Annotated in this window: 26 protein-coding genes and 1 pseudogene; 8 read left to right on the top strand and 19 right to left on the bottom strand. The window is 75.1% G+C overall.

The features are described from left to right. Positions 1 to 68: 68 nt before the first annotated feature. Entirely contained in the window at positions 69 to 2,378 is a 2,310-nt protein-coding gene (locus tag WHI96_RS02255) for a heavy metal translocating P-type ATPase (RefSeq protein WP_345648505.1), read from the bottom strand. Positions 2,379 to 2,527: 149 nt separating this feature from the next. Between WHI96_RS02255 and WHI96_RS02250 the strand changes: the two genes are divergently transcribed. Beyond that, positions 2,528 to 3,214: a DsbA family protein gene (locus WHI96_RS02250; RefSeq protein WP_345648503.1), complete on the top strand. Its 687-nt coding sequence runs from the start codon at positions 2,528 to 2,530 to the stop codon at positions 3,212 to 3,214. A 59-nt stretch (positions 3,215 to 3,273) separates the two neighbouring features. On the opposite strand, the gene WHI96_RS02245 is transcribed toward WHI96_RS02250, so the two are convergent. Next, entirely contained in the window at positions 3,274 to 3,570 is a 297-nt protein-coding gene (locus WHI96_RS02245; RefSeq protein ID WP_345648500.1) for a hypothetical protein, read from the bottom strand. A 42-nt stretch (positions 3,571 to 3,612) separates the two neighbouring features. Here WHI96_RS02245 and WHI96_RS02240 point away from each other — a divergent pair, with 42 nt between their 5' ends. Then, the gene (locus WHI96_RS02240; protein WP_345648497.1) at positions 3,613 to 3,948 is read left to right on the top strand and encodes a hypothetical protein; all 336 of its coding nucleotides are present in this window, start codon (positions 3,613 to 3,615) and stop codon (positions 3,946 to 3,948) included. Between the two features lie 31 nt (positions 3,949 to 3,979). Here the strand turns inward: WHI96_RS02240 and WHI96_RS02235 are convergent, their stop codons facing one another. Then, positions 3,980 to 4,180 (bottom strand): hypothetical protein, encoded by a 201-nt coding sequence (locus tag WHI96_RS02235; protein WP_345648494.1) that lies wholly within the window; start codon positions 4,178 to 4,180, stop codon positions 3,980 to 3,982. 240 nt (positions 4,181 to 4,420) lie between these two features. Here WHI96_RS02235 and WHI96_RS02230 point away from each other — a divergent pair, with 240 nt between their 5' ends. Continuing rightward, complete coding sequence (locus WHI96_RS02230) at positions 4,421 to 5,287, top strand: helix-turn-helix domain-containing protein (RefSeq protein WP_345648491.1); 867 nt, start codon at positions 4,421 to 4,423, stop codon at positions 5,285 to 5,287. Here WHI96_RS02230 and WHI96_RS02225 read toward each other — a convergent pair. Both WHI96_RS02225 and WHI96_RS02220 read right to left on the bottom strand, forming a co-directional pair. Further along, on the bottom strand, positions 5,284 to 5,481 hold the full coding sequence (locus tag WHI96_RS02225) for a DUF397 domain-containing protein (RefSeq protein ID WP_345648488.1): 198 nt from the start codon (positions 5,479 to 5,481) through the stop codon (positions 5,284 to 5,286). The genes WHI96_RS02230 and WHI96_RS02225 overlap by 4 nt on opposite strands. 230 nt (positions 5,482 to 5,711) lie before the next feature. Continuing rightward, a complete protein-coding gene (locus WHI96_RS02220; RefSeq protein WP_345648486.1) occupies positions 5,712 to 6,656 on the bottom strand; it encodes an EamA family transporter in 945 nt (314 codons plus the stop codon). Positions 6,657 to 6,711: 55 nt separating this feature from the next. Here WHI96_RS02220 and WHI96_RS02215 point away from each other — a divergent pair, with 55 nt between their 5' ends. Beyond that, a complete protein-coding gene (locus WHI96_RS02215) occupies positions 6,712 to 7,278 on the top strand; it encodes a CGNR zinc finger domain-containing protein (RefSeq protein ID WP_345648484.1) in 567 nt (188 codons plus the stop codon). A gap of 78 nt (positions 7,279 to 7,356) precedes the next feature. On the opposite strand, the gene pcaD is transcribed toward WHI96_RS02215, so the two are convergent. Next, on the bottom strand, positions 7,357 to 8,121 hold the full coding sequence (pcaD, locus tag WHI96_RS02210) for a 3-oxoadipate enol-lactonase (protein WP_345648481.1): 765 nt from the start codon (positions 8,119 to 8,121) through the stop codon (positions 7,357 to 7,359). A 95-nt stretch (positions 8,122 to 8,216) separates the two neighbouring features. Between pcaD and WHI96_RS02205 the strand changes: the two genes are divergently transcribed. Beyond that, positions 8,217 to 9,692, top strand: a complete 1,476-nt coding sequence (locus tag WHI96_RS02205; protein ID WP_345648478.1) for an aldehyde dehydrogenase — start codon at positions 8,217 to 8,219, stop codon at positions 9,690 to 9,692. On the opposite strand, the gene WHI96_RS02200 is transcribed toward WHI96_RS02205, so the two are convergent. The 3 genes from WHI96_RS02200 to WHI96_RS02190 form a co-directional block, all read right to left on the bottom strand. Continuing rightward, on the bottom strand, positions 9,679 to 9,819 hold the full coding sequence (locus WHI96_RS02200; RefSeq protein ID WP_345648475.1) for a hypothetical protein: 141 nt from the start codon (positions 9,817 to 9,819) through the stop codon (positions 9,679 to 9,681). The two genes, WHI96_RS02205 and WHI96_RS02200, sit on opposite strands and share 14 nt — an antisense overlap. Before the next feature lie 309 nt (positions 9,820 to 10,128). Next, the gene (locus WHI96_RS02195) at positions 10,129 to 10,779 is read right to left on the bottom strand and encodes a response regulator (protein WP_345648472.1); all 651 of its coding nucleotides are present in this window, start codon (positions 10,777 to 10,779) and stop codon (positions 10,129 to 10,131) included. Continuing rightward, positions 10,776 to 11,912 carry a sensor histidine kinase gene (locus WHI96_RS02190; RefSeq protein WP_345648469.1) on the bottom strand — a complete coding sequence of 379 codons (1,137 nt, stop codon included), beginning with the start codon at positions 11,910 to 11,912 and terminating at the stop codon, positions 10,776 to 10,778. Before WHI96_RS02190 ends, WHI96_RS02195 begins: the two co-directional genes overlap by 4 nt. Before the next feature lie 191 nt (positions 11,913 to 12,103). Here WHI96_RS02190 and WHI96_RS02185 point away from each other — a divergent pair, with 191 nt between their 5' ends. Further along, positions 12,104 to 12,829, top strand: coding sequence for a hypothetical protein (locus WHI96_RS02185; RefSeq protein ID WP_345648466.1), 726 nt, complete (start codon positions 12,104 to 12,106; stop codon positions 12,827 to 12,829). Between the two features lie 117 nt (positions 12,830 to 12,946). Here the strand turns inward: WHI96_RS02185 and WHI96_RS02180 are convergent, their stop codons facing one another. The 10 genes from WHI96_RS02180 to WHI96_RS02135 form a co-directional block, all read right to left on the bottom strand. Next, positions 12,947 to 13,405 (bottom strand): Rieske (2Fe-2S) protein, encoded by a 459-nt coding sequence (locus tag WHI96_RS02180; RefSeq protein ID WP_345648463.1) that lies wholly within the window; start codon positions 13,403 to 13,405, stop codon positions 12,947 to 12,949. Positions 13,406 to 13,440: 35 nt separating this feature from the next. Next, the gene (locus WHI96_RS02175) at positions 13,441 to 14,766 is read right to left on the bottom strand and encodes a DUF6529 family protein (RefSeq protein ID WP_349302337.1); all 1,326 of its coding nucleotides are present in this window, start codon (positions 14,764 to 14,766) and stop codon (positions 13,441 to 13,443) included. Next, positions 14,766 to 15,368 carry a hypothetical protein gene (locus tag WHI96_RS02170; RefSeq protein WP_345648458.1) on the bottom strand — a complete coding sequence of 201 codons (603 nt, stop codon included), beginning with the start codon at positions 15,366 to 15,368 and terminating at the stop codon, positions 14,766 to 14,768. Before WHI96_RS02170 ends, WHI96_RS02175 begins: the two co-directional genes overlap by 1 nt. A gap of 1 nt (position 15,369) precedes the next feature. Further along, positions 15,370 to 16,350, bottom strand: a complete 981-nt coding sequence (locus WHI96_RS02165; RefSeq protein WP_345648455.1) for a hypothetical protein — start codon at positions 16,348 to 16,350, stop codon at positions 15,370 to 15,372. After that, a complete protein-coding gene (locus WHI96_RS02160; RefSeq protein WP_345648453.1) occupies positions 16,347 to 17,321 on the bottom strand; it encodes a DUF4142 domain-containing protein in 975 nt (324 codons plus the stop codon). Before WHI96_RS02160 ends, WHI96_RS02165 begins: the two co-directional genes overlap by 4 nt. Before the next feature lie 16 nt (positions 17,322 to 17,337). Continuing rightward, a complete protein-coding gene (locus WHI96_RS02155; RefSeq protein WP_345648451.1) occupies positions 17,338 to 18,606 on the bottom strand; it encodes a ferredoxin reductase family protein in 1,269 nt (422 codons plus the stop codon). A gap of 540 nt (positions 18,607 to 19,146) precedes the next feature. Beyond that, positions 19,147 to 19,743, bottom strand: coding sequence for a hypothetical protein (locus tag WHI96_RS02150; RefSeq protein ID WP_345648449.1), 597 nt, complete (start codon positions 19,741 to 19,743; stop codon positions 19,147 to 19,149). Positions 19,744 to 19,808: 65 nt separating this feature from the next. After that, on the bottom strand, positions 19,809 to 20,603 hold the full coding sequence (gene trpA / locus WHI96_RS02145; RefSeq protein WP_345648447.1) for a tryptophan synthase subunit alpha: 795 nt from the start codon (positions 20,601 to 20,603) through the stop codon (positions 19,809 to 19,811). Then, positions 20,603 to 21,865, bottom strand: a complete 1,263-nt coding sequence (gene trpB, locus WHI96_RS02140; protein ID WP_345648444.1) for a tryptophan synthase subunit beta — start codon at positions 21,863 to 21,865, stop codon at positions 20,603 to 20,605. The genes trpA and trpB overlap by 1 nt, the downstream gene beginning before the upstream one ends. A 155-nt stretch (positions 21,866 to 22,020) precedes the next feature. Next, positions 22,021 to 23,265 carry an MFS transporter gene (locus WHI96_RS02135; protein ID WP_345648441.1) on the bottom strand — a complete coding sequence of 415 codons (1,245 nt, stop codon included), beginning with the start codon at positions 23,263 to 23,265 and terminating at the stop codon, positions 22,021 to 22,023. A gap of 49 nt (positions 23,266 to 23,314) precedes the next feature. Between WHI96_RS02135 and WHI96_RS02130 the strand changes: the two genes are divergently transcribed. Continuing rightward, positions 23,315 to 24,085, top strand: coding sequence for a FadR/GntR family transcriptional regulator (locus WHI96_RS02130; protein ID WP_345648438.1), 771 nt, complete (start codon positions 23,315 to 23,317; stop codon positions 24,083 to 24,085). 162 nt (positions 24,086 to 24,247) lie between these two features. Further along, positions 24,248 to 24,619, top strand: a pseudogene (gene mscL / locus WHI96_RS27795) (large conductance mechanosensitive channel protein MscL); the annotation flags it as partial. Positions 24,620 to 24,746 lie beyond the last annotated feature (127 nt).

Here is a 24,746-nt window from a genome sequence, read left to right as displayed (position 1 = left end):
CCGGCGACCACGCCCGTCCACACCCTCCGGCGGCCGTCCACACCCGCTGCAACGGGTGTGGGGACCGGTCAGGGGGTGTGGACCGTGGGCTCCACGTAGTCGGTCGACTCCTCACCGACCGGGGTGCGCGTCCCGCCGAGGGTGCCGTCGGCCCAGCTCGCCGCCTTCCGCAGCCGCAGGCTGTTGGTGACCACCAGGAACGACGACAGCGCCATCGCGGCCCCGGCGAGCAGGGGGTTCAGCAGGCCCGCCATCGCGATGGGGATCGCCGCGGTGTTGTAGCCGAACGCCCACCACAGGTTCCCGCGGATGGTGCCCATCGTGGCGCGGGCGAGCTCGACGGTCGCCGGGAGCACGCGCAGGTCGTCGCGCACGAGCACGACGTCGGCGGCCTCCAGGGCGACGTCGGTGCCCGAGCCGACGGCGATGCCCAGGTCGGCCGCGGCGAGCGCGGCGGCGTCGTTCACACCGTCGCCGACCATCGCGACGGTGCGGCCCTGCGCCTGCAGCGCGCGGACGTGCTCGACCTTCCCGTCGGGCAGCGCCCCGGCGACGACCTCGGTGATCCCGCAGGCCCGGGCGACGGCGTGCGCGGCGGCGGGCCGGTCACCGGTCAGCAGCACCGGGCGCAGCCCCATCGCGACGAGCTCGGCCACCGCGACCGGCGCGGACTCCTTCACCGGGTCGGCCAGCGCGACCAGCCCGGCGAGGGCGTCGTCGACGTGCACGGCGACGACGCTGTGCCCGGCCGCCTCCCACTCCGCGAGCCGCGGGGCGAGCGCGCCCGCGTCCTCCGGGGGACGCCCGACGGAGACGGTGCGGCCGTCGACGGTGCCGCGGGCGCCGAGCCCGGGCAGCGCGACGAAGTCCTGCACGGCCGGGACGTCCGCTCCGGCGTGGGCACGGATCGCGGCGGCGATGGCGTGCTCGGACCCGCTCTCGACGGCGGCGGCGCGGGCCAGCACCTGCGCCGCGTCCGCACCCGGGAGGGCGGCGACCTCGACCACGGCCATCCGCCCGGTCGTCAGCGTGCCGGTCTTGTCGAGGACGACGGTGTCGGCGGCCCGGGTGGTCTCCAGCGCCCGGTGCCCCTTCACGAAGATGCCCAGCTCGGCGCCGCGGCCGGTCGCGACCATCAGCGCGGTCGGCGTCGCCAGCCCCAGCGCGCAGGGGCAGGCGATGATCACTACGGCGATCGCGGGCGCCAGCGCGCCGGCCCAGCCCGCGCCGGCCAGCAGCCAGCCCCCGAGGGTGAGCAGCGCCAGCGCCAGCACCACCGGCACGAACACCGACGACACCCGGTCGACCAGCCGCTGCGTCGCGGACTTCTCCGTCTGCGCCCGCTCGACGGCCGCGATCATCCGCGCGAGCCGGGTGTCCGCGCCGACCTGCTCGGCGACGACGACCAGCCGCCCGCCCGACGCGATCGTGCCGCCGGTGACGGCGTCGCCCGGCCCGACCTCGACCGGGACCGGCTCGCCGGTCATCGCACTCGTGTCGACGGCGGCCCGCCCGGTCTCGACGACGCCGTCGGCGGCGACCCGCTCGCCCGGCCGCACCAGGAAGCGGTCGCCGACCCGCAGCCGTCGCACGGGGATGCGGGACTCGATCCCCCCGGACAGGACCGTGACCTCGTCGGTCTCCAGCGCGGCGAGCGAGCGCATGACACGCCCGGCGGTACGGCGGGCGCGGGCCTCGAAGTACCGCCCGGCCAGCACGAACGTCGTGACCCCGGCGGCGACCTCGAGGTAGAGCGGGCCGGACGGGTGCAGCACCGCGTCCCACCCGGTGAGGGTCTGCCGGGTGTCGAGGAACGCCATCTCCCCCAGAGACCAGGCCGACGCCGAGATCACGCCGAGCGAGACGAGGGTGTCCATCGACGTCGTCCCGTGGCGCAAGTTCAGCACGGCGGCGCGGTGGAACGGCCACGCCGCCCAGCCGACGACGGGCAGCGCCAGCGCGACGACCACCCACTGCCAGTACGGGAAGCGCAGCGACGGGACCAGCGACATCGCCAGCGACAGGTCGGCCAGCGGGATGAACAGGATGAGCGCGACGGCCATCCGGGTCCGCAGCCGTCGCAGCGCGGTGTCGTCGGAGACGGCCTCGTCGCCGGTGTCGGTCGGGCGGATCTCGGTGGCGCCGTAGCCGGCCCTGCGGACCGTCTCGACCAGGGTCGCGACCGGGGTCGCCGACGGGTACCGGACCAGCGCGCGCTCGGTGGCGAGGTTGACGGTCGCGTCGACGCCGTCGAGCCTGCCGAGCTTGCGCTCGACCCGTCCGACGCAGGCCGCGCAGGTCATGCCGTCGATCTTGAGCTCGACCGTGCGGACGTCCGTCTCCCCTACGGTCCGGTCCACGGCGCTGTCGGTGCTCACGACCCCATGGTTCTACACGCGATCGAAGATTCGCCACCCGGGCCCCTGACCTGCGGCGGACCGGCGCCCCACTCGACCGTTGCAGGGTGACAGGGCGTACAACTGGTCGTCGGGAGTGGGGGCACGCGGACGTCCGAGGAGGAACCCTGATGGCCACCGGGAACCGGAAGGCGGCGGCGAGGAGCCCGCTCACCGCGAGGAAGGGACCGTCGCAGTTCACGGTGATCGCGCTGATCGTCGTGGTGGCCTTCGCCGCGGTCGTCGGTGTCGGCGTCTACCGGAAGAACTCCGGCGGCGGGATCGCGGTCCCGCCGAACGCGTCCGCGCAGGGCGTGACCGTCGGCGACGAGGCGGCCCCGAAGACGATCGACCTCTACCTCGACTTCCAGTGCCCGATCTGCAAGCAGTTCGAGGCACAGGCCGGGCAGACCCTCGACCAGATCGTGTCCTCCGGCCAGGCGAAGATCGTCTACCACCCGATCGCCATCCTGGACCGGGCGTCGTCGACCCGGTACTCGACCCGGGCGGGCGCCGCGGCCGGGTGCGCCGCCGCGGCCGGGGTGTTCCCGGAGTTCGAGAAGGAGCTCTACGACGACCAGCCCGCCGAGGGCGGCGCCGGGCTCTCGAACGAGCAGCTGGTCGCGCTGGGGCAGAAGGCCGGCGCGGGCGGCGACTTCGCCCGGTGCGTCGACGACCAGCGCTACGCGCCGTGGGTCACCCAGATCACCCAGCAGTCGCTGCGCGACGGCGTGTCCGGCACCCCGACCGTGAAGGTCGACGGCACCCAGGTCGACGCGACCCCGCAGGCCATCCAGCAGGCGGTCGCCGCGGGCTGAGGACCCGGGGCCGCCGGTGGCGCGGCCCGGTCCGTCGCGCCACCGGAGCGTCACGCGGCTCAGTCCGTCGCACCACCGGAACGCCACGCGGCGACGGCCGCGGTCACCTCGTGGCCGCGGGCGCGGGTCAGGTCGCGGTCCCGGTACGGCGAGCGGACCCGGTACGCGACGGTCGCGGCGAGATCGTCCAGGTAGCCGCGTCCGCCCTCGTCGAGGGCGCGCCGCTCGTCGTCGTCGAGCTCCAGGAGCACGGAGTACCCGACCGGGCCGTGCGAGCAGTTCACGTCCAGGTAGGTCCCGGCGCCGTCGCACAGCAGGAACCAGGCGTGCGGCTCGTGGTCGACGACCTGCATCACGGCGTTCTCCTCAGGTGCGGACTCTCCGGCGTGGAGAGACTCGTGCGCTGTCCCGACGGCTTCGAGGTGGTCGTCCACGGCGGTCCCGACCGCACCCGGGTGGCGGACCGGCTGCTCGCCGACCGCGGGCGCGCCACCGCCGTCGCGCTGCGGCTGCTCGGGGACCGTCTGGCACCGCGGTTCGTCCCGTCCGGCTTCCACGCCGGGTTCGCCGAGGTCCACGCCGAGCGGTCCGCCGAGCTGGGCGACCTCGAACTGTCCTTCACCTTCTCCGGCGACGACGACCCGCACGCCGACGGCCACACCCGTTTCGACGTCCACCTGCGCCTCGACGACGAGCGGTGGCACGCCGTCCGGTTCGCCGTCGGGTTCTGGTGAGTGACGGTCGTCCGACACGTCGGCGGTCCGCTCAGCCGGGCCGACGCAGCGGGCAGTCCAGCCGGGGGCAGCTGCGGAGGAGCAGCTGCCGTTCCTCCCGGCGGTCCCGGCGTTCGCGGGCGACCCGCTTCCACTGACGTCGCTGGGTCTCGGTGTCCATCGACATGCCGATGAGCACGGAGAACCAGGTGAGGGCGAGGACTCCGCCGACGAGGATCAGCGAGGTGATCATGGTGTGCCACCTCCGCTCCGGTGCGGCGGGGTGGGGATCTCGGAACTGTGTGTGGTGCCGTCATGGTCGTGCATGGCGCACCCCCTTCAGCGGTGGTGGCCGCTGTCCAGGATCTGGGAGTCGAGTATGCGGTGCGAACGCCCGGCTGCACCAGACTGAAAGCAATATCCGGTCTGCAATTGCATCCGCGCTAGGATCGCCGGGGACCCCACCACAGGAATCACCGGAGGACGTGTGGCCATGACCGCGGCACACGGCCCACTCGTCATCCGCAAGCGCCTGGGCTGGGCCCTGAAGCAGCTCCGCGTGGCGCGCCATCGGCAGCTCTCGGAGATCGCGAAACTCCTCGAGGTGTCGGCCTCGAAGTTGTCCCGCATCGAGACGGGTCAGGTGGAACCCAAGTTCCGTGACGTCCGCGACCTGCTGGAGATCTACGAGGCCTCGGACACCGAACGTGATCGCATTCTCGGATGGGCGAACGACGCGAAGGCTCCGGGCTGGTGGGAGCCGTTGGGTCCTGCTCCATCCGGGGTGGACCTCAACATGCTCATCTCGTTGGAGGCGGAGTCACGCGCCAAGAGCACCTTCAGCATCCCGATCTCCGGCCTGCTGCAGACCGAGGACTACGCCCGCCTGCTCCTGACCGAGGTGTTCGCCGGGCAGGATCGCGTCGGGATCGAACGCATGGTGGAGATCCGGATGGGTCGTCAGAACGTGATCGAACCGGACCGGACGGAAGCCCCGCCCCTCGAGCTTCACGTGCTGCTCGACGAGGTCGCCCTGCACCGCTGCGCCGACGAGGAGGTGCTGCGGGCACAGATCGGGGAGCTGATCCGCCGGGGCGACCAGCCCAACATCACGCTGCAGATCCTGCCGTTCCGCGCCGGCTGGACCAGCGCGACCAGCACGTTCTCCGTCTTCTCGCCCCGCCATCCCGAGACGGACTGGCCGATGGTCAACGTCGAGGGGACGGAGAACGACGTCTTCATCGACACCCCACAGGCCGTCGCCGACTACCGGCAGATCTGGCAGCGGCTCCTCGACCAGGCCATGTCCCCGGACGACAGCCGGAAGATGCTGGACCGGAGATTCGCGGGACGGTCCTAACCGCGCAGGTGGTCGAGGTCGAACTCGCCGTTCTTGACCCCACGGACGAAGGCCGACCACTCGTCGTCGGTGAATCCGACGACGACCGCCTCCGCGGTCGTCGACCGTACGCGCACACCGGTCGCGTCGGCCGCGACGGCCACGCATTCACCCTTCGCGCAGAAGGAACTGGTGACGAACTGACCGTCGGACACTCTCGACCTCGGCTTCGCATCTCGCCGGTCGGGGCCGGCAGCACTGTCGGCGAGGGGGAGCAACACCGACACTCGCCCAACGAGCCGACCCCGGGGAGGTGCGTGTCCGACGCTCGATCGGCGAGATGTTCACTCGTTCGTCCCGGGAACTCGGTCCGTTAGCGGCATTCCGCAGCCGTCGCCCGCCGGTGACGCGCGGCCGGACGCCGCAGTCGTACGACAGGGTGGGTTCACCCCTGTGTGGCGATCTCACTCGGCGTCGCCGCGACCCGGTTCTCCGCACGCCGGATCAACACGATCCCCCCGAGGATCAGCACCCCGCCACCCACCTGGACCAGGCTCGGCACCTGCGCGATCAGCACCCAGGCCGCCAGCACCCCGAACATCACCTCGGACAGCCCCACGAACGACGCGACGCGCGTGTCGAGCCGTCGGATGGCGATGATCCCCGTGAGATACGGCAGCGCCGTCGCGAGCACGACGAGCATCCCCAGCAGCACCGGCCAGGGCACGTCGACGCCCACCAGCCGGCCGCTCGACTCCCCCACCCGCCACGGCGTGATGCCCAGCAGACCGGTCACGGTGAGCGCGACCGCACCGACGACCATCGCCCCGGAGATCATCAGCAGCGGCGGGACGCCGCCCTCGTCGTCACCGCCGGGCAGGAGGAAGTAGACGCAGACGCAGACCGCGGCGCCGAGGCCCCACAGGATTCCCGTCAGGTCGACGCGTTGGGGCCCGAACGGGTCGACGACCAGCACGAGCCCGGCGAGCGAGACCAGGCAGCCGACGAGCGTCACCGCGGCCGGGATGCGCCGGGTCCGCGCCCAGGTCCAGCCGACGAGCAGCACGGGCGCGAGGAACTCCAGCAGCAGTGCGACGCCCACCGACAGGTGCTGCAGCGCCTGGAAGAAGCACAGCTGGACACCGGCGACGGCGGCCAGGCCGTAGAGCAGGACCTTGCGGGCGTTCGGCGCGCTGAGCGGATGCCGGCGCAGCATCACGACCGTCACCGGGAGCAGCAGGACGGCGGCGCCCGCGATGCGCAGCAGCGTCGTGAGCCCGGGCGACCAGCCCGCCTCCAGGAACGCCGCGCCGAGCGGTCCGGAGAAGCCGTACGCGGCGGCCGAGACCAGCGCCCACATCAGCCCGCGGACCATGTGGTCCCGTGTCACGACCGAAGCACCCATAGACTCCTGACAGTAGGAACCGACCATGTCAGGGGTCAACATGGAATTCGCCCATGACACCCAGGTGCTGCTCGCGGCGGCCGCGGCGCTGGTGAACACCCGTCGGGCCGAGCCGGACCCGCTCGACGACGGTCCGGGCTTCGCGGCCTGGCTGGCCGAGCAGCCGTACTCGGGGCGCCGCTCCGGCTCCGACGACGAGCGCCGGGCCGTCCGTGCGCTCCGCGAGCGGCTGGCCGGGCTGTGGCCCGCCCACGGCGACGACGGCCCCGACCGCGACGGCACCGTCGCGCTGGTCAACGCGATCCTGGCCGAGACCGACGCGCGCCCGCACCTCGCGCGGCACGACGGCTGGGACTGGCACCTGCACGTCACGCCGCAGGACGCGCCGCTGGCGGACCGGATGGGCGCGGAGATCGCGATGTCGGTCGTCGACCTGGTGCGCGGCGACGATCTGTCCCGGCTGCGCCGCTGCGCCGCCGAGGACTGCGACGCCGTGCTGGTCGACCTGTCCCGCAACCGGTCCAAGCGGTTCTGCGACACCGGCAACTGCGCGAACCGCGCGCACGTCGCCGCCTACCGCGCCCGCCGCGCCACCCGCACCCCCTGACGCCCCGTCCCCGCCGTGTCGATCAGTACCTGAGCGCGGTGCGCCCCGGCCGGGACCGCGCTCGGGTACTGATCGACATCAGGCGGGCAGGTGCTCGGTGAGCAGGGCGTTCACCTCGTCGGGGCGCTCGCGGTTCAGCAGGTGGGCGGCGTCGGCGACCTCGGCGTAGCGGGCGCCGGGAATCGCGTCGGCGATCTCGTGCAGCGACGACGGCGGCGTCGCCGGGTCGTCCGCCCCCGCGACGACGAGTGCCGGCACCGACACCGCACCCAGCTCGGCGCGGACGTCGAAGGCGGCGATGGCGGCGCAGCAGGCGGCGTAGCTCTCGTCGTCGGCGGCGCGCAGCATGTCCAGCAGCCGCTGCTCACCGGCCGGGTCTCGCTGCGCCCAGGTCTCGACGTACCAGGTCCCGGGCCGGGAGCCGACCATCGCAGCGGTGCCGTCGGCCCGCACGGTCGCCGCGCGCTGCGGCCACGAGTCCGGGTTCGGGAAGCGCGCCGCCGTCGCCAGTACCGCGATGCTGCGCACCCGCTCCCCGCCGTGCACTCCGAGCCACTGACCGACCGCCCCGCCGATCGAGACGCCGACGTAGTGGAAGTCCCCGATCCCGGCGGCGTCGGCGGCGGCGAGCGCGCCGCGGCCGAGCTCGGAGATCGTGAGGTCGCCGGTGACGGGGGCCGAGCCGCCGTGGCCGGGCAGGTCGAACCGGACGCAGCGGAACCGGTCGGACAGGGCCGCCACCTGGGCGTCGAACAGGTGCAGGTCGGTACCCAGCGACGGGCCGAACAGCACGGCCGGTGCGTCGGCCGGACCGTCCACGACGTGGTGCAGATCGAGGGCCATGTGCCCATCCTGCACCGGCTGCGGATCGCGGCCCGGGTTCGTAGGGTCACCGGCGAGGACGTGCGCCACCGGAGCCGCTGGAGAGAGGACCGTCCATGGCCGAGCTCGAGACCTTCACGATGCTGATCGGCGGGAAGCCGGCCGACGCGGCGTCCGGCCGCACCTTCGAGACGCAGAACCCGTTCACCGGAGCGCCCTGGGCGACCGTGCCGGACTGCGGCCCCGACGACGTCGACACCGCCGTCGCCGCCGCCCGCACCGCGCTCGACGGCGAGTGGGGCGCGATGACCCCGTTCGCCCGCGCCGCCTGCCTGCGCCGGCTGGGCGACCTGATCACCGAGAACGCCGAGGCGCTGGCCCGGACCGAGGTCGCCGACTCCGGGAAGCTGTACCGGGAGATGATCGGCCAGCTCCACGGGCTCGGCGGCTGGTACCACTACTACGCCGGGATCGCCCCGACGATCGAGGGCCGCCAGATCCCCGCCCCGAACCCGAACTACCTGGTCTACACGCGCAAGGAGCCGGTCGGCGTCGTCGCGGCGATCACGCCGTGGAACTCCCCGCTGCTGCTGATGACCTGGAAGGTCGCACCCGCGCTGGCCGCGGGCTGCACGATCGTCGTGAAGCCGTCGGAGCACTCACCGGCCTCGACGCTGAAGTGGGCCGAGCTGGTCGAGAAGGCCGGGATCCCGGCCGGCGTGGTCAACGTCGTCACCACGAACGACCGGGACACCGCCGCGCACCTGGCCGGGCACCCGGGCGTCGACAAGGTCGCGTTCACCGGCTCCACCGCGACCGGGCGGGCGATCGCGAAGGCCGCCGCGGAGAACCTGAACACGGTCACCCTGGAGCTGGGCGGCAAGTCCCCGCAGGTCGTGTTCCCCGACGCCGACCTGGAGTCGGCCGCGAACGGGATCATCGCCGGCGTGTTCGCCGCGACCGGCCAGACCTGCATGGCGGGCTCCCGGCTGATCGTGCACGCCGACGTCCACGACGAGCTCGTCCGGCTCATCGCCGAGCGCGCGGCGACGATCACGCTCGGCGACCCGAACGCCGAGGACACCGAGATGGGTCCCGTCGCGAACGGGCCGCAGTACGAGAAGGTCCTCGGCTACCTGGAGACGGCGAAGGCGGAGGGCAACACCGTCGCCCACGGCGGGGCCGCGGAGCCCCGGCTGGGCGGCTACTTCGTGCAGCCGACCGTGATCACCGGGGTGACGCCCGAGTCCACGGTCTACCGGGAGGAGGTGTTCGGCCCGGTGCTCGCGGCGCTCACCTTCACCGACGAGGACGAGGCCGTGAAGCTGGCCAACGACACCCCGTACGGTCTGGCCGGCGCGGTGTGGACGAAGGACGTGCACCGGGCGCACCGCGTCGCCGGGCGGATCCGGGCCGGCACGGTGTGGATCAACGCCTACCGGGTGGTGGCGCCGAGCGTCCCGTTCGGCGGGTTCGGGCACTCCGGGCTCGGCCGGGAGAACGGCACCCAGGCCGTCGAGGAGTACCTGGAGAACAAGTCGGTGTGGGTGGAGCTGTCCGGCGGCACCCGCGACCCGTTCACCCTCGGCTGACCCGGGACCCCCGGTCCGGGGACTCCTCCCAGCCCAGCCGCTCGGTCCAGCGCTCGCCGCGGTCGGCACGACGCGGGGCGGGCACGCGGGCGGCGGGGCTGTCGGTACGGGTCTCGGACGTGCTCATGGGGGCCTTCCGTCGGGCGGTGTGCACCGCCGTGCCCGGGGTCGAGGTCCCGGGCACGGCGGTCCTCCGGCACCGCGGTCGGGACGCGCGGATCCGGCGACGGGGAGCGTCGCCGGATCCGGCGACATGTCGCGCGGCGCGGAAGTCGGGGAGCGACCACGGAACCGGTGCGGACCGCACGCTACGGACCGGTGGCGGCCCCGGTTCGTGAGCTGAGACCCCGACCGGTGGACGGACCCGCGAGCGCGACGGATGGGAATGCGTTCGGCCGTCCGGCTCAGCCGGGCCCGTCGTTCGCGCGCGGGGTTCTCAGCGGTCGCCGAGCAGCCCGCTCTCGTGGGCGAAGACGATCGCCCGGGCGCGGTCGCGCAGGCCGAGCTTGTCCAGCACCCGCCCGAGGTGGGTCTTCACCGTCGTCTCGCCCAGGTGCAGGGCGGCGGCGACCTCGGCGTTCGACAGACCTCGCCCGACCTCGCGCAGCACGTCGGTCTCCCGCGGGGTCAGCCGGGACAGCTCCTGCGCCCGGGCGGACGGGGCGGGGGCCTCGGCGTAGCGGGCGATCACCCGCGGCACGACGGCCGGGTCGAGCTGTCCCCCGCCGGCGGCGATCCGGCGGACCGCGTCGAGCAGCTGCTCCGGCGGGGAGGTCTTGAGCAGGAACCCGGCCACCCGCGCGCGCAGTGCCGCGTCGACGACGGCGTCGTCGTCGAACGTGGTGAGCACCAGGACCCGGGCGGTCGAGCCGGCCGCGGCGAGCTCCGCGGCGGCGGCGAGCCCGCCACCGCCGGGCATCCGGACGTCCATCAGCACGACGTCCGGGTCGAGGGCCCGCACCGCCCGGACCGCGGAGGCGGTGTCGTCCGCCTCCCCGACGACGTCGACGTCGGTCTCGCCGTCCAGCAGCATCCGCAGGCCCGCGCGGACCAGCGCCTCGTCGTCGCAGAGCACGACCCGGATCACGGTGTCCCCCGTTCCAGCGGGAAGCGGGCGTGCACCGCGAACCCGCCGCCCGGTCGCGGCCCCGCCGCCAGCTCCCCGCCGAACAGCTCGACCCGCTCCCGCATCCCGACCAGCCCGTACCCGGCCCGGTCGGGTCCCGCGGCACCGGTCCCGTCGTCGTGGACGGAGACGACCAGCGTGCCGTCGGAGTGGTCGACGACGACGTGCGCGGTCGCCGTCCCCGCGTGCCGCACGGTGTTGCTGAGTGCCTCCTGCACGATCCGGTACGCCGACCGGTCCAGGTCGTCGGGCAGGTCCCGCAACCGCCCGCGGACGTCGACGACGACCGGGGTCCCGGCCGCCCGCACATCGGCGGCGAGCTCCTCGAGCCGGGCCAGCGACGGCGCGGGCTCGGCCGCACCGGAGGCCTCCTCGCGCAGCAGCCCGACGACGCGGCGCAGCTCGTCGACCGACCGGCGGCCCAGCTGCTCCACCGACTCCAGCGCGGTGCGCTCGGCCGACCCGTCGGGCATCCGCCGACGCACCACCCCGGCCTGCAGGGTCATCACCGACACGGTGTGGGCGACGGCGTCGTGCAGCTCCCGGGAGATCCGCACCCGTTCCTGGGCGACGGCGGCCTCGGCCAGGGCGTCGCGCTGCGCGGCGAGCTCGGCGGTCATCGCCCGCAGCTGCGCCGACCGCAGCTCCTCGCGGCGCAGCAGCATCCCCATCGCCGTGGCCGCGCCCAGGACGAACGGGTAGAACGCGATCTCCCAGGGCGAACCGAGCCAGACGCCGACGTAGATCCCGGCGGACCCGGCGGTGCCGGCGTAGACGCCCAGCGCGACCCGCCCGGTGCACCGGTAGCCGAGGTGGCCCAGGAGCAGCATCAGCGCGATCAGCTGCGCACCGCCCGCGCCGCCACCGAACAGCGGCGGCCACGCGAACGGCACCAGCATCAGCGGCGGCCCGGCGACCGGGACGCGGGCGGCCAGCAGGAGGACCGCCGCGACGAACGCGGCCAGCCCCCACGTCGACGGCACCAGACCCACGCCCTCGGGGTCGCCGCCGGCCTCGGCCAGCACGGCCGCCGCGCACAGCCCGGCCGCGGGCACGGCGAACGCCCACGGCATGGACGGCTTCGGCAGGCGCACGCCCGCGACGCTAGCGGCCACCGCGGCCCTGCGGATCCTCTCCGCGGAGGACCCCGGGGCCGCCCGGGTCCTCTCCGGGGCCCGCCGGGTCGGCCGACCGGGACGATCCGCCGGGGCGGGGTCCGGCGGCATCGTCGTCGCCGCCCAGGGCGCCGCGACCGGCGGGCCCGCCGAGGACGGGGAGTCCACCGATGTCCACCACCACGCCCGCCACGACGGTTGCGGCCCACGCCGCCGCCGACCGGGCCGCGGCCCCCGTCTGGCCGCTCCGGATCGCGGGGGGCCTGCTCGTGCTCACCCCGCTGCTCGTCGCCGGCGGGTTCGCGACCTCGCCGCCGCAGGCGAGCGACTCCGCGTCCGACTACGCCGCCTCGCTCGGCGCGGACCCGGTGGTCAGCGGGATCTCCGCGGCCTTCCTGCACTACGGGTGGGTCGCGCTGGCGTTCGGGGCGCTCGCCGCGATCGCGATGGTGCGGGGCCGGCGGGGCCGGGTCCTGACCGTCGTCGGTGCGGCGGCGACGGCGTTCGGCGCGGTGCAGATGTCCGGGCTGCTGCTCGGCGACCACTACCTGGCGTCGATGGCGAACCGGGTCGGGCCCGACGTCGCCGGTGCGGTGCTGGAGAGCCTCGACGCGGGCGTCCCGTGGGTGCAGGTCTGGATGCTCACCGGGAAGGTGTTCGGCCTGCTCGGGCCGGCCGTGCTGACGGCCGGGCTGGCGCGGGCGGGCGTCATCGGCTGGTGGGCGGTGCCGGGCTGGCTCGCGATGTGGTTCCTCGCGCCGACGCTGGGGTCGATGGTCGGCGTCGTCGCGACGGCCGCGCTGACCGTGCTGTGCGGCGCGCCGCTGGTGGTGCTCGGTGTGCGGATGATCCGGCGCGGGTCCCCGGACGTCGTCGCGGCGGGCCGGGCGGCCTGACCGCACCCGACGGCGGGCCCGCGCACCGGGGGTGTGCGGGCCCGGCGTCACCTCGGCCGCGTCACATCGGCGGCGTCACATCGGCCGCGTCACATCGGCGGCGTCACATCGGGGCCGTCAGGCCAGGACCACCTGCCCGCCCTCGACCCGCACCGGTCGCGAGGTGAGCGGGGCCGTGGCGGGGCCGTCGAGCGGGGCCCCGTCGGAGACGGCGAACAGGCTGCCGTGGCAGGGGCAGGAGATGCCGGCCTGGGAGACCTGGTCGACGAGGCAGCCCTGGTGCGGGCAGGTCGCGTCGAACGCCAGGACGGTGTCCGCGTCCGGGCGGGTCACGACGACCTGCTGCTCGGCGAAGACCCGTCCGCCGCCGACCGGGACGTCGTCGACGGCGGCGATGCCGGCGGGCGCCGCAGCGGGGCTGCTGCTCGGGGCGGCCGCCGCGGGGGCGGGGGTGGTCGGCGCGGGCGCGGCGGGTGCCGTGTCGCGCGGGGTTCCGTAGGTGGCGCAGCCCGCGGCGCAGCAGGCCACGGCGGCACCGGCGCCGGCGAGGAGCCGGCGGCGCGGGATCGGGGACACGGGGGACCTCCGGGGGACGGTGGGGGCGGTGGGGGTCAGAACGACAGGCCCTGGCCGGCGAAGAACCACAGCGCCGAGGTCAGCCAGACCCCGGTGAGGACGGCGAGCAGCACCCCGCCCGCGACGGCGAGCAGCCACCCGGGCACGCCGGGGCGGCGCAGGAGCAGCATCTTGGTGACGAACGCGCCGTAGAACAGGCAGCCGAGTGCGGAGTGCAGCAGCGCCGACGTCGTCGCGCCGGACCAGCCGAACGCGTAGAGGCACTGCACGGCGACGGGCACGGTCACCAGCACCGCGGCGCGACCCGACCAGCGGTGCGCGACCGCGGTCACCGGGTCGGCGTAGCCGCGCATCATCATCCGGCCGGTGACGCCCTGGACGATCGCGAGGACCAGGGCGGCCGACCCGAGCCACGCCTTGGCCGCGGCGCCGCTGGAGAACCCGGCGAGGTTCACCGCGACGCCGGTGCCGACGTGCGCGCGGGCCCAGACGCCGAGCGCGACCGCGACCAGCGACCCGACGACGACGGGGACGGCGACGACCCGCCACGACAGGCCCTCCACCGGGACCGCGACGTCGTGGGCCGCCTCGGCGGCCGGTCGGCGACGGGCGCGCGCCGGGTCGGGTGCCGTCGCGCGGGACCGCAGGCGGCCGAGGCCGCGCCGCCCGGGCCGGCGGACGGGGTCGTCGTCGCCGTCGGCCCGGTCGCGGACGGCCGGGCGTGCGGGGCGCTCCCGGTACGCGGCGGCCGGGTCCTCGGCCGGGGCGCCGGTGCGGACGTCGGCACCGGCGTCGGCGCGGTCGCCCGTCCGGTCGTAGCGGCCGGGTTCGGCGTAGCCGGCGAGCGGTTCGTAGGCGTCGGGGTGGTCGGCCGTGCCCGCCGCCCACCCGCGGTGGTCGACGTCGTCGGACCAGTGCAGCCGGTCCGCGCCGGCGGGCCCGGAGCGGCCGGGGGTGCTCCCGGACCAGGCCGTGTCGTCGGCGCCCTCGGACCATCCGGAGGGCGGGACCTCACCGGCGGCCCGGCGCGGGCGGCCGGGACGCGCGGCCCCGGCGTCCCGCGCCGGGCGGCGCGGCGTGGTGACCCCGTGGGCGCCCGGACCGCCGCCCGGGGGCGGGGTGAGCGGGCCGGTCGGGGTGAACAGGTCCCCCGCGACGGCGTCGCGACGACGGTCGGCTGTGCCCGCCCACCGGTCCGCGCCACCGTCGGGGTCGTGGTCGGGCGCCCAGGACGGCTCCGGGACGGCGGCCCAGCCGCCGCTGTGCCCGGGGCCGCGGGGGCTCGGGATGGCCGCGGGGACCGGGGCGAACCCGACCGGGTCGGTGAGGTCGCGGTCCGCGTGCCGCGCGCGGGGGGACATCAGTACCCGCCGCCGTAGCCGTAGGCGTCACCGCTGCCGCCGGTGGACGGAGCCGGGGCCTCGGCCGGAGCCGGGGCCTCGGCGGGTGCGGGCGCCTCGGCGGGTGCGGGGGCCGGTGCCGCTGCGGGAGCCGGGTCGGACGCGTCGGTCCGGGTCGCGGTGAAGTCCCAGGAGCCCCCGTCGGCGCGGGCGGTGCCGGTGGCGACGCCGTCGGCGACGGTGTACTCGACCTCCGCGCCGTCCTTCCCGGTCAGGCGGGTGGTGCCGCCGGGGGTGGCGGTGCCCTTCGTCCAGGACTCGATGCCGCGGTTGTCGCAGACGTAGGCCTTCACGGCGCCGTCGGTGACCCAGATGTCGACGGTGACCTTCCCGTTCGTCGACCGGCCCTTGTAGACGACCGTGCCGGTCGCGGCCGGTGCCGGGGCGGCCGTCGGGGCGGGCGCCGCGGGGAGGGCGAGCGAGCCCGCCGCCTGTTCGACGGCAGCGGGGGCGGCTGCGGGCAGCGGTTCCGGTTCCGCGGTGAGCACGACGTTGGCCGTCGCGGCCCCGGCGGCGACCGCGCCGACGGCGACCATGGTCAGGAGGGGTCCGGAGAGTCGCATGTCAGCCCACCTCGATCCGGACCGAGTCGAACGCGGGCGTCTGGTCGGCCCGCTGCATCATCGGGGTGCGGTGCGACCCGTCCCCCGCCCACGACGAGCACTGCAGCTCGCCGGTCTGCTCGACCCCGGGCACGTCGATCGTGACGCTGTCCGGCCGTGCCCCTCCGCCGCCGTCCTCGGTGGCCTGGAAGAACAGCGGATCGGGCGACGAGTCCGGTGCCTCGCCCGGATCGGGAAGGATCCGGCAGGCGGTGTGGAAGTGGCCGCGCTGGAGCCCCTGGCCGTCGAGCAGGGACGCCTCGGCGTAGTAGCCGCCCTGGGCCGCGGGGAGGAACCGGTCGCGGACCAGGTTCCGGGTGCTGACGGTCAGGCGGAACGCCTCCCCGGGCCGGACCTTCGTCGGGGCCTGGGTGATGAGCAGCGACGGGCTGCGGTCGGCGTCGGCGACCTCGCCGAACGCGGTGGACACGCAGCGGGGCGCCTTCTGGAAGCCGTCGTGGGCGGTGAGCCGGCTGCCCGAGCAGTCGACGGCGAGGATGTCGAGCGCGGCCTGCGCCCCGCCGTCCTTGCCGTCCCTGCCGTCATTGCCGTCGCCGGAACCGCCGGCGTTGCCGCCGTCCTGTCCGCCCGTGCCGTCCCCGGCCGCGGGACCCGACCCCTCGCCGGATCCCGCCCCGTCGCCGTCGTCGGGACCGGAGCCGGTGTCCGAGCCCGATCCGGTGTCCGAGCCCGATCCGGTGTCGGGGCTTGAGCCCGAACCGGTGTGGCCGGAGTGGTCGTGCCCCCCACCCCCGGTGGCGGACCCGGACGACCCGGCGGAGGACCCGCCGGTGTCGGACGGCCCGGAGGCGACGTTCGCCGGCCGGTCGCTCCGGTCGGCGGAGGCGGCCCCGGCGGCGTAGGCGGCGGGCCCGGCGACGAGCAGGCCCAGGGCGAGCGCGGTGACCGCGATCGTCCTGCTGCGGCTGGTGGTGGATCTCATCGGTATCGGCTCCTCGGGGCGGTGCGGTGCGCTCCGGTGGTGCGGGAGGGCGGCGCTCCGGTGTCGGTGTCCAGGTCGAGGTCGTGGGGGGTGGCGTCGGCGGGGCCGGGCTCGGGATCGGGCCGCGGCCGGACGGGCGGCACGTGTGCCAGCTCGTCCCAGGGGTCGGGCGGGCCGACCGGCAGGGCCGGCCGGGCGCCGTCGCGGGGGTGGCGCGGGGCGGGGACGAGTGCGGCGGCCGGGCCGGGGGCGGGGCGGCCGCGCCGGTGCAGGGTCATGAGCAGCCCGCCCGCGGCGAGCAGCGCGACCCCGACCACCAGCGCCGGCACGACGACGTCGGACGCGGTGCGGGTCCCGGCCGGCACCGGGTCGGGCGGGGCGGGCAGCGCCGCGTAGTCGACCAGCCCGGTCGACTCCAGGTAGCCGATGTGCCGGGTGACGTACACCGACGCCTCGTTCGCGAACTGCCGCATGAGCTCGTTGCGGGTGCCGACCTTGACGTCGGTGATCACCGGCAGTACCGAGCCGTGCGCGGCGCGCAGGATCTGCACGAACTGGCGGTCGTAGTCGGTCCCGGTGCGGGCGGTCAGGTCGTTCATCCAGCCGATCTGCTGGTCGTTGGGCCTGCTGGGCAGCAGGACCCCGAGCTGTTCGGCGGTGGAGCGGACCAGCTCGTCGAGGTCGTGGTGCTCGACGCCGAGCTTGCGGGCGACGTCGCGGACGGCGGGCGAGGTGGCCTGCTGCTCGCCCTGCTGCCCGGTCGGAGCCTCCCAGAGACCGGCGAGGCGCACCTTCTGCAGCAGGTCGCGGTCGGCGGGGCCGAGCGGACCCCACCGGGTCTGCGTCCACCCCTGCTGCTGGTCGGTGGCGGCCGACGTCGACACCCAGTACTGAGCGAGCACGACGGCGGCGACCGCGGCCAGTGCGGCGAGCACCGACCAGCGGAGCGGGCCGGGGATCCGGCGGGACATGGGTTCTCCTCCCCGGTCAGACCTGGGCGAACTGCTCGGTGTGCACCCGGTCGTCCGGGACACCGAGCGCGGTGAGGGTGGCGAGGACGTCGCCGACGAGCTGCGGTCGGCCGCAGACGAAGTAGTCGAGCCGGCGGGCCGGGTCGTCGAGGTCGGTCAGGACGGCGGCGAGCAGCGCGGTGTCGATCGGCCCGGTCGCCCCGGACCAGTCCGCCGACGGGCGGCGCAGCACCTCGGTGACCTGCAGGTCGATCAGCGTGCGCAGGGACGCGAGCTCGGCCCGGAACAGCAGGTCGGCGCGGTCGCGGGCGTGCACGACGAGCCGGTACGGCCGCCGGTCACCGCGGTCGGCGGCGGTGCGCAGCATGCTCATCATCGGGGTGATCCCGACGCCGCCCGCGATCAGCACGAGCCCGGTGGACGGCACCGAGTCCGGGGTGAACGAGCCGTACGGGCCGTCCACCCAGACCGGGTCGCCGCGGCGCAGCTCGCGCAGCCGCCCGGCGAAGTCGCCGGTGTGCCGCACGGTGAACTCGACCCGCCCGCGGTCGGACGCCGACGACGCGATGGTGAACGGGTGCTCCTCCACCGACATCCGCTCCAGCCGCAGCCAGGCGAACTGGCCGGGCCGGAACCACGGTCCGGCGTGCCGGCCGGGCCGGGCGAGGACGAGCGTCGACACGGTGGGGCTCTCCGGGCGCACGACGTGCACCCGGAACTCGCCGGTCGCCGCGCGGGCGCCCCAGCGGAGCACCAGCACCGCGACCAGCAGCAGGCCGAGCCCGCCCAGCACCGGACCCATGACGGCGTCGGTGACCAGGTTGTTCAGCCACAGCACGTGCAGCGACGACGCGCCGACGACGACCGCGGCCAGGCTCAGGTGCAGCCAGCGCCACACCTCGTGCGAGCCGGACCGGACACCGCGCAGCGCGAGCACCAGCAGCACGACGACCGCGATCGTCGCGAGGGTGGCGGCCTGGCCGCGGGCCGGTGCGGCGAGCGGCACGAGCAGCCCGACACGTTCCGGGTGGTCGGCCACCACGCAGGCGAGGTGCAGCGCGACCAGCACCCCGGCGAGCACGCCGAGTCTGCGGTGCAGGCCGAGCAGGGTCTCCAGGCCGAGGGCGCCGGAGAGCCCGCGCACCCGGGACGGCAGCACCGCGACGATCACCATCGCCGACAGCGCGAGCAGCCCGGTCAGCACCGAGAGCTGGTGCAGCAGCGGCTGCGGTCCGGAACGGAGCATCCAGATCAACGACGGGCCGACGAGGACCGTGACCAGCACGGATCCCCACACCGCGCGGGCGCGGCGGTGCGCCAGCCAGGCGTCGGCGGGCGGCGGGGTTTCCCGCCGCAGGGGTGCGGTGACCGGATGCGGAACCGGGCGGGTCACCGGTCGCCGGGCGTGCGCCCGGCCGGTGAGGGTGCCCGCAGCGGGCGGGGGTGGTGGGTGCGCGAGCGGTGGACCGTCACGGACCGGCCTCGGGCCGGTCGCGGGTGCGACGCTACGGTCGGGCGGACGCCGGGGGCGCGTCCGCGCAGGGCGGGGCGGGTCATCGGATCACTCCGGTTCGTGGAACCGGCCGGGTGGGGAGCCCCGGCCACCGCCGCGGCATCCAGGGGGAGCGGGCCGCGGTGCGGTGACACGAACATAGGAACCCCACCGGGACGGGGTTGCGTTCCTGAGAACGCGCACCGCCGTCCGGTCGCCGTCGTCCGGCGGGCGGGGACCGATCACTCCGGTCGGAGTACGGATGTACGACCAACCGGCGCGATGACTCTCAGGAACATCACGTTCACCCCGCGCGACCGCCGCTGGTCCCGTTCAGTCGGCCTCCGGCGGCGCGGGCGGGCGGGCGGGCGGCTTCGGCAGCGGCGGCTCGGACCGGGTGAGTGTCGGCAGGATCGGGTCCCGGTACGGGACGGGCTCGCCGTCGGCGTCGATCCGGACGGCGATGGCGGCGTTCAGCTCGTCACGGACGACCGACCGGTCGGTGGCGCGGCGACGGCGGCTGACGAACTCCCACCGGACGTCCGGGGTCCAGTCCTCCGCGACCGCCGGCGGGGTCGGCCGGTGCCGGATGTCGTAACGGATCTGGTCGACCAGCCGCGTCGTGGCCTCCGCGCGGGGCCACACCTGCAGGGCCGCGCGGGTGAGTGGGAAGTCCGTCCGGGGCGGCAGCAGCATGAGCAGGGTGGTGATCTGCTCGCGGTCGGCGTCGGCGGAGGAGGAGCCGAGCGCGAGCCCGATCCGGCGCAGGATCTCCAGCTCGTGGTGGCGCCGCCGGTCCTCGATCTGGTGCCGCCGCTCCCGCACGAGGTCGCGCCGGGACACCCACAGCGCGTAGAGGGCGACGACCAGCGCGAGCAGGCTCAGTGTCGACCCGACGACCTCGGCCAGATCCACCACGAGCTGCGGCACGACCGGAGCCTAGTGATCACACGGCGCGGCCGCGCCCTCCGTGGAGGGCGCGGCCGGCGGGCTGGTCAGGCGGAGACGCGCTCCGCGGCGCGGACGCCCTCGGCGAGCTCGCGGGCGAGCGACTCGACCGCGGACGGCCCGCCGGACTCCAGCGCCTGCACGAACGCCGTCCCGACGATGACGCCGTCGGCGTAGGAGGCGACGTCGGCCGCCTGCTCGGCGGTCCGCACACCCAGGCCGACGCACACCGGCAGGGTCGCGACCTCGCGCGCGCGGGCGACCAGGTCACGGGCCTCGACGCCGACCGAGCGGACGCCGGTGACACCCATCAGCGACGCGGCGTAGAGGAAGCCGCGGCTGGACTCGACGGTCATCCGCATGCGCTCGGGGGTGGTGGTCTGCGCGACCAGGAAGATCCGGTCCAGGTCGTGGGAGTCCGACGCGGCCAGCCAGTCGTCGCAGTCGTCGGGCAGCAGGTCCGGGGTGATCAGACCGGACCCGCCGGCCTCGGAGAGGTCCGCGGCGAACCGCTCGACGCCGTAGCGGTCGATCAGGTTCCAGTAGGTCATGACGACGGCCGGGGCGCCGGCGTCGACGACCCCGCGGACGGCGGTGAACGCGTCGCGGGAGCGGGCGCCGTTGTCCAGCGCCTGCTGGGTGGCGCGCTGGATGACCGGCCCGTCCATCAGCGGGTCGGAGTAGGGCAGTCCGACCTCGACGACGTCGACGCCGCCGGCGACCATGGCCCGCATCGCCTCGACCGAGCCCTCGACGGTCGGGTAGCCGACCGGCAGGTACCCGACCAGCGCGGCGCGGCCCTCGGCCCGGACCGCCTCGATCCGCTGCTGCACGCTGCCCATCAGACCGCTCCGTCCGTCACGGCGTTGCCCTCGTCGTCGATCAGCCGGAAGTACTTCGCGGCGGTGTCGACGTCCTTGTCGCCGCGGCCGGACAGGTTGACCAGCACGACCTTGCCCTCGCCCAGGCGCTTCGCCTCGCGCAGCGCTCCGGCCAGCGCGTGCGCGCTCTCGATGGCCGGGATGATGCCCTCGGTGCGGCAGAGCAGGCGGAAGGCCTCCATCGCCTCGGCGTCGGTGACCGACTCGTAGCGGGCGCGCTTCAGGTCGTGCAGCCAGGAGTGCTCCGGGCCGACGCCCGGGTAGTCCAGGCCCGCGGAGATGGAGTGCGAGTCGCGGGTCTGGCCGTCCTCGTCCTGGAGGATGAAGCTGCGCGAGCCGTGCAGGACGCCGACGTCACCGCCGCCGATCGACGACGCGTGCCGCGGGGTGTCGACGCCGTCGCCGCCGGCCTCGAAGCCGACCAGCTCGACCGAGGTGTCGTCGAGGAACGCGTGGAAGATGCCCATCGCGTTGGAGCCGCCGCCGACGCAGGCGCAGACCAGGTCGGGCAGGGCACCGGTGAGGTCCTGGACCTGCTGCCGCGCCTCGACGCCGATGATCCGCTGGAAGTCGCGCACCATCGCCGGGAACGGGTGCGGCCCGGCGACCGAGCCGATGAGGTAGTGCGTGTCGACCACGTTGGTGACCCAGTCGCGCATGGCCTCGTTCATCGCGTCCTTGAGGGTCCGCGTGCCCGAGGTGACCGGGCGGACCTCGGCGCCGAGCATGCGCATCCGGGCGACGTTGAGCGCCTGGCGCTCGGTGTCGACCTCGCCCATGTAGACGACGCACTCCAGGCCCATCAGGGCCGCGGCGGTGGCCGAGGCGACGCCGTGCTGCCCGGCGCCGGTCTCGGCGATGACCCGGGTCTTGCCCATGCGCTTGGTGAGCAGCGCCTGGCCCAGCACATTGTTGATCTTGTGCGAGCCGGTGTGGTTCAGGTCCTCGCGCTTGAGCAGGATGCGCGCACCGCCGGCGTGCGCGGCGAACCGCGGCGCCTCGGTGACCAGGCTCGGACGGCCCGAGTAGGTGCGGTGCAGCTCGGCGAGCTCGGCCTGGAAGGCCTCGTCGGTCATGGCCGCTTGGTAGGCCTGCTCGAGCTCGTCCAGCGCGGCGACCAGCGCCTCCGGGACGTAGCGGCCACCGAAGCGGCCGAAGTACGGGCCGGTCTGGTCGACCAGCCGCGCCGTGTCCCCGGCCGGGGGAAGGGCGGTGTCGGTCACGAGTACTCCCTGACGGATCGAGGACCCCGATCTCGGGCCGCCGCCGGGCGGGGATGCGCCGGGAGATCGGGCGGTCACGACGGTACACCGGGCCCACGACGCCGGAATCGGCACCGGGGCTCTCATATATCAGCGGCCGGCCGCGTGGGCGGGCCTCAGACGAAGCGCGGGCGCCCCGCGACCCAGCCCAGCACCATCTCGGCGACGATCACGACGCCGAGCAGCACCAGCGACGGCGTCCACGAGCCGGTGACGCCGTGCAGGATTCCGAACAGGAACGGCCCGGCCGCACCGATCAGGTAGCCGAAGCCCTGGGCCATCGCCGACAGGTCGGTGGTCTCGGCGGCCTCCCGGGTGCGCAGCGCGATCACTCCGAGGCCGACCGGGAAGACCGCCATGCCGAGACCGAGCAGGACCGTCCACAGCCAGGGCGCGGCAGCCGGAGCGATCGCGAGACCGGCGACGGCGGCCAGCGAGCAGAGGGCGAGCCCGACGATCCAGCCCGACTGCGACGCCCGGTTCAGCACGATCGGCGGGATGACGAAGCTGAGCGGGATGCCGATCAGGCTGATCAGGGCGAGCATCAGCCCGGCGTCGGTGCGGGCGACCCCGACCGAGACGAACAGCTCCGAGAGCCACCCCATCGCCACGTAGGCGACGCAGGCCTGGAGCCCGAAGAACGCGGTGACCACCCAGGCCAGCGGGCGGCGCACCATCGGGCGTCGCTCCCCCGCGTCGGCGGCGCGCACGACCGGCTCCGGCTCACCGTGCCGGGCCCCGATCGTCCAGACGACCAGCGCGGCCAGCGACAGCAGCGCCCACGCCCCGACCGCGCCGCGCCAGCCGCCGAGCAGCGGCTCCAGCGGCGGGGTGAACGCGGCGCCGATCCCGCCGCCCGCGGCCAGTGCGGCGGTGTAGATGCCGGTGACCCGGCCGACGGCGTGCGGGAAGGACTGCTTCACCACGACCGGGATCAGCACGTTGCCGATCGCGATGCCGGCCGCGGCGACGAAGGTGCCGCCGAGCACGACCCACGGTCCGTCGACGACGCGCAGCACGAGCCCGGCGGTGAGCACCGCCATCGCGAGGCCGATCGCGCGGGCCATGCCGAGCCGGCGGGAGAGCAGCGGGGCGGCGATCGCGGCGAGGCCGAAGCAGATGGTGGGGACCGCGGTGAGCACACTGGTCCAGACCGCGGAGGCGCCGAGGCCGTCGCGGACCTCGCCGAGCACCGAGGACATCGAGGTCACGGCCGGGCGGAGGTTCGAGGCGGCGAGTGCCACCCCCACGACGAGCAGCGGGGTCCCGACGAGCGCACCGCGGCGCGACGGCCCGGTCTCCTCGGCCCGTCCGGTGGCGATGGTCTCCTCCGCGCGTGTCTCGTGCTCAGCAATGCTCACGAAACAGTATTGTTACAGACATAGGATGTTCGGATGGAAGGATGATCCGGTGCCTCTCGTCACAGCGCGCCGCGGCGGCCTGGTCGACCAGGTCATCGACCAGCTCCGCACCGCCATCACCGGTGGGGAGTGGCCGGTGGGCCGGCGGATCCCGCCCGAGTCGGAGCTGGCCGCGTCGCTGGAGGTCGGCCGCAACACCGTCCGCGAGGCCGTCCGCGCCCTCGCCCACGGCGGCCTGCTGGAGGTGCGCCAGGGCGACGGCACCTACGTGCGGGCCACCACCGAGCTGTCCGGGGCGCTGCGCACGCTGTGCGGCCCGGAGCTGCGCGAGGTGCTGGAGGTCCGCCGCACCCTGGAGGTCGAGGCGGCCCGGATGGCGGCCGCCCGCCGGACCGACGCCGACCTGACCGTCCTGCGGGCGGCGCTGGCCGAGCGCGACCGGGCCGTCGCGGCCGTCGCGGCGTACGGCCGTCGCGGGGAGGAGCCGGACGCCGCGGACCTGGAGCACGCGGCCCGTGCGGACACCGACTTCCACGTGGCCGTCGTCCGGTGTGCGGGCAACAGCCTGCTCGTCGAGCTCTACCGGGGTGTGGTGGAGGCGGTCGCGGACAGTGTGAAGACCACGATGCCCGGCACCGCGGGCACCGAGGACGACATCTCCCACACCGGGATCGTCGAGGCCATCGCCGACGGCGACGTGGACCGTGCCGCCCGGGAGGCCGGGGACTTCCTGGACCGGCTCATCGCCGCCCGCCCGGTCACGCCGCAGACCCCCGCCGGCGAGCGCGGCCCGGACGCCGGGGCCGGCCCCGTCGCCTGACCCGCGACCCCGCACCCGGGCCGCCCGTCGACCGGCGGGTCCCGTCCGGCGCGCCGGCCCGGGCCGTCCGGCCGCAGGCCCGGCGGGGAGGTCACGGTCCGGTTACCCTCCTTCGCCGGACCCACCCCCCACCCCCGACCCGATCTCGAGGAGTGCTCTGGCGTGCTGAAGGGCTTCAAGGAATTCCTGCTACGTGGCAACGTGATCGACCTGGCGGTCGCCGTCGTCATCGGTGCGGCGTTCACGGCCGTGGTCACCGCCTTCACGAAGGCGTTCCTGGAGCCGCTGCTCCGGCTGTTCTCCGGCGGGGAGGACGCCGTGCCCCCGGGCACGATCCCGCTGACCGACGAGGTGCAGCTCGACTACGCGAGCTTCCTCAACGCCGTCATCACCTTTCTGATCACCGCCGCGGTCATCTACTTCCTGGTCGTCTTCCCGATGAAGTGGCTCCAGGAGCGCCGTAGGCGCGACGCCGAGGACCAGGCGCTGGAGACCGACCTCGACCTGCTGAAGGAGATTCGCGACCTGCTCCGCGACCAGGCCGAGCGGGACCGCGACCGGGCTCTCGCCCCGGCGCACCGCCCCGTCGGACAGGCGCCGGCGCCGCCGATGCCGCCCGGCCCGCCGCCGGTCCGTCCGGCGCCCCCGCAGCACGCGCAGC

The organism is Pseudonocardia tropica, from assembly GCF_040105315.1.
Classification (GTDB): Bacteria; Actinomycetota; Actinomycetes; order Mycobacteriales; family Pseudonocardiaceae; genus Pseudonocardia; species Pseudonocardia alni.
Note: the sequence above shows the minus strand (reverse complement) of the source record. Positions and strands in the feature narration are given on the sequence as shown.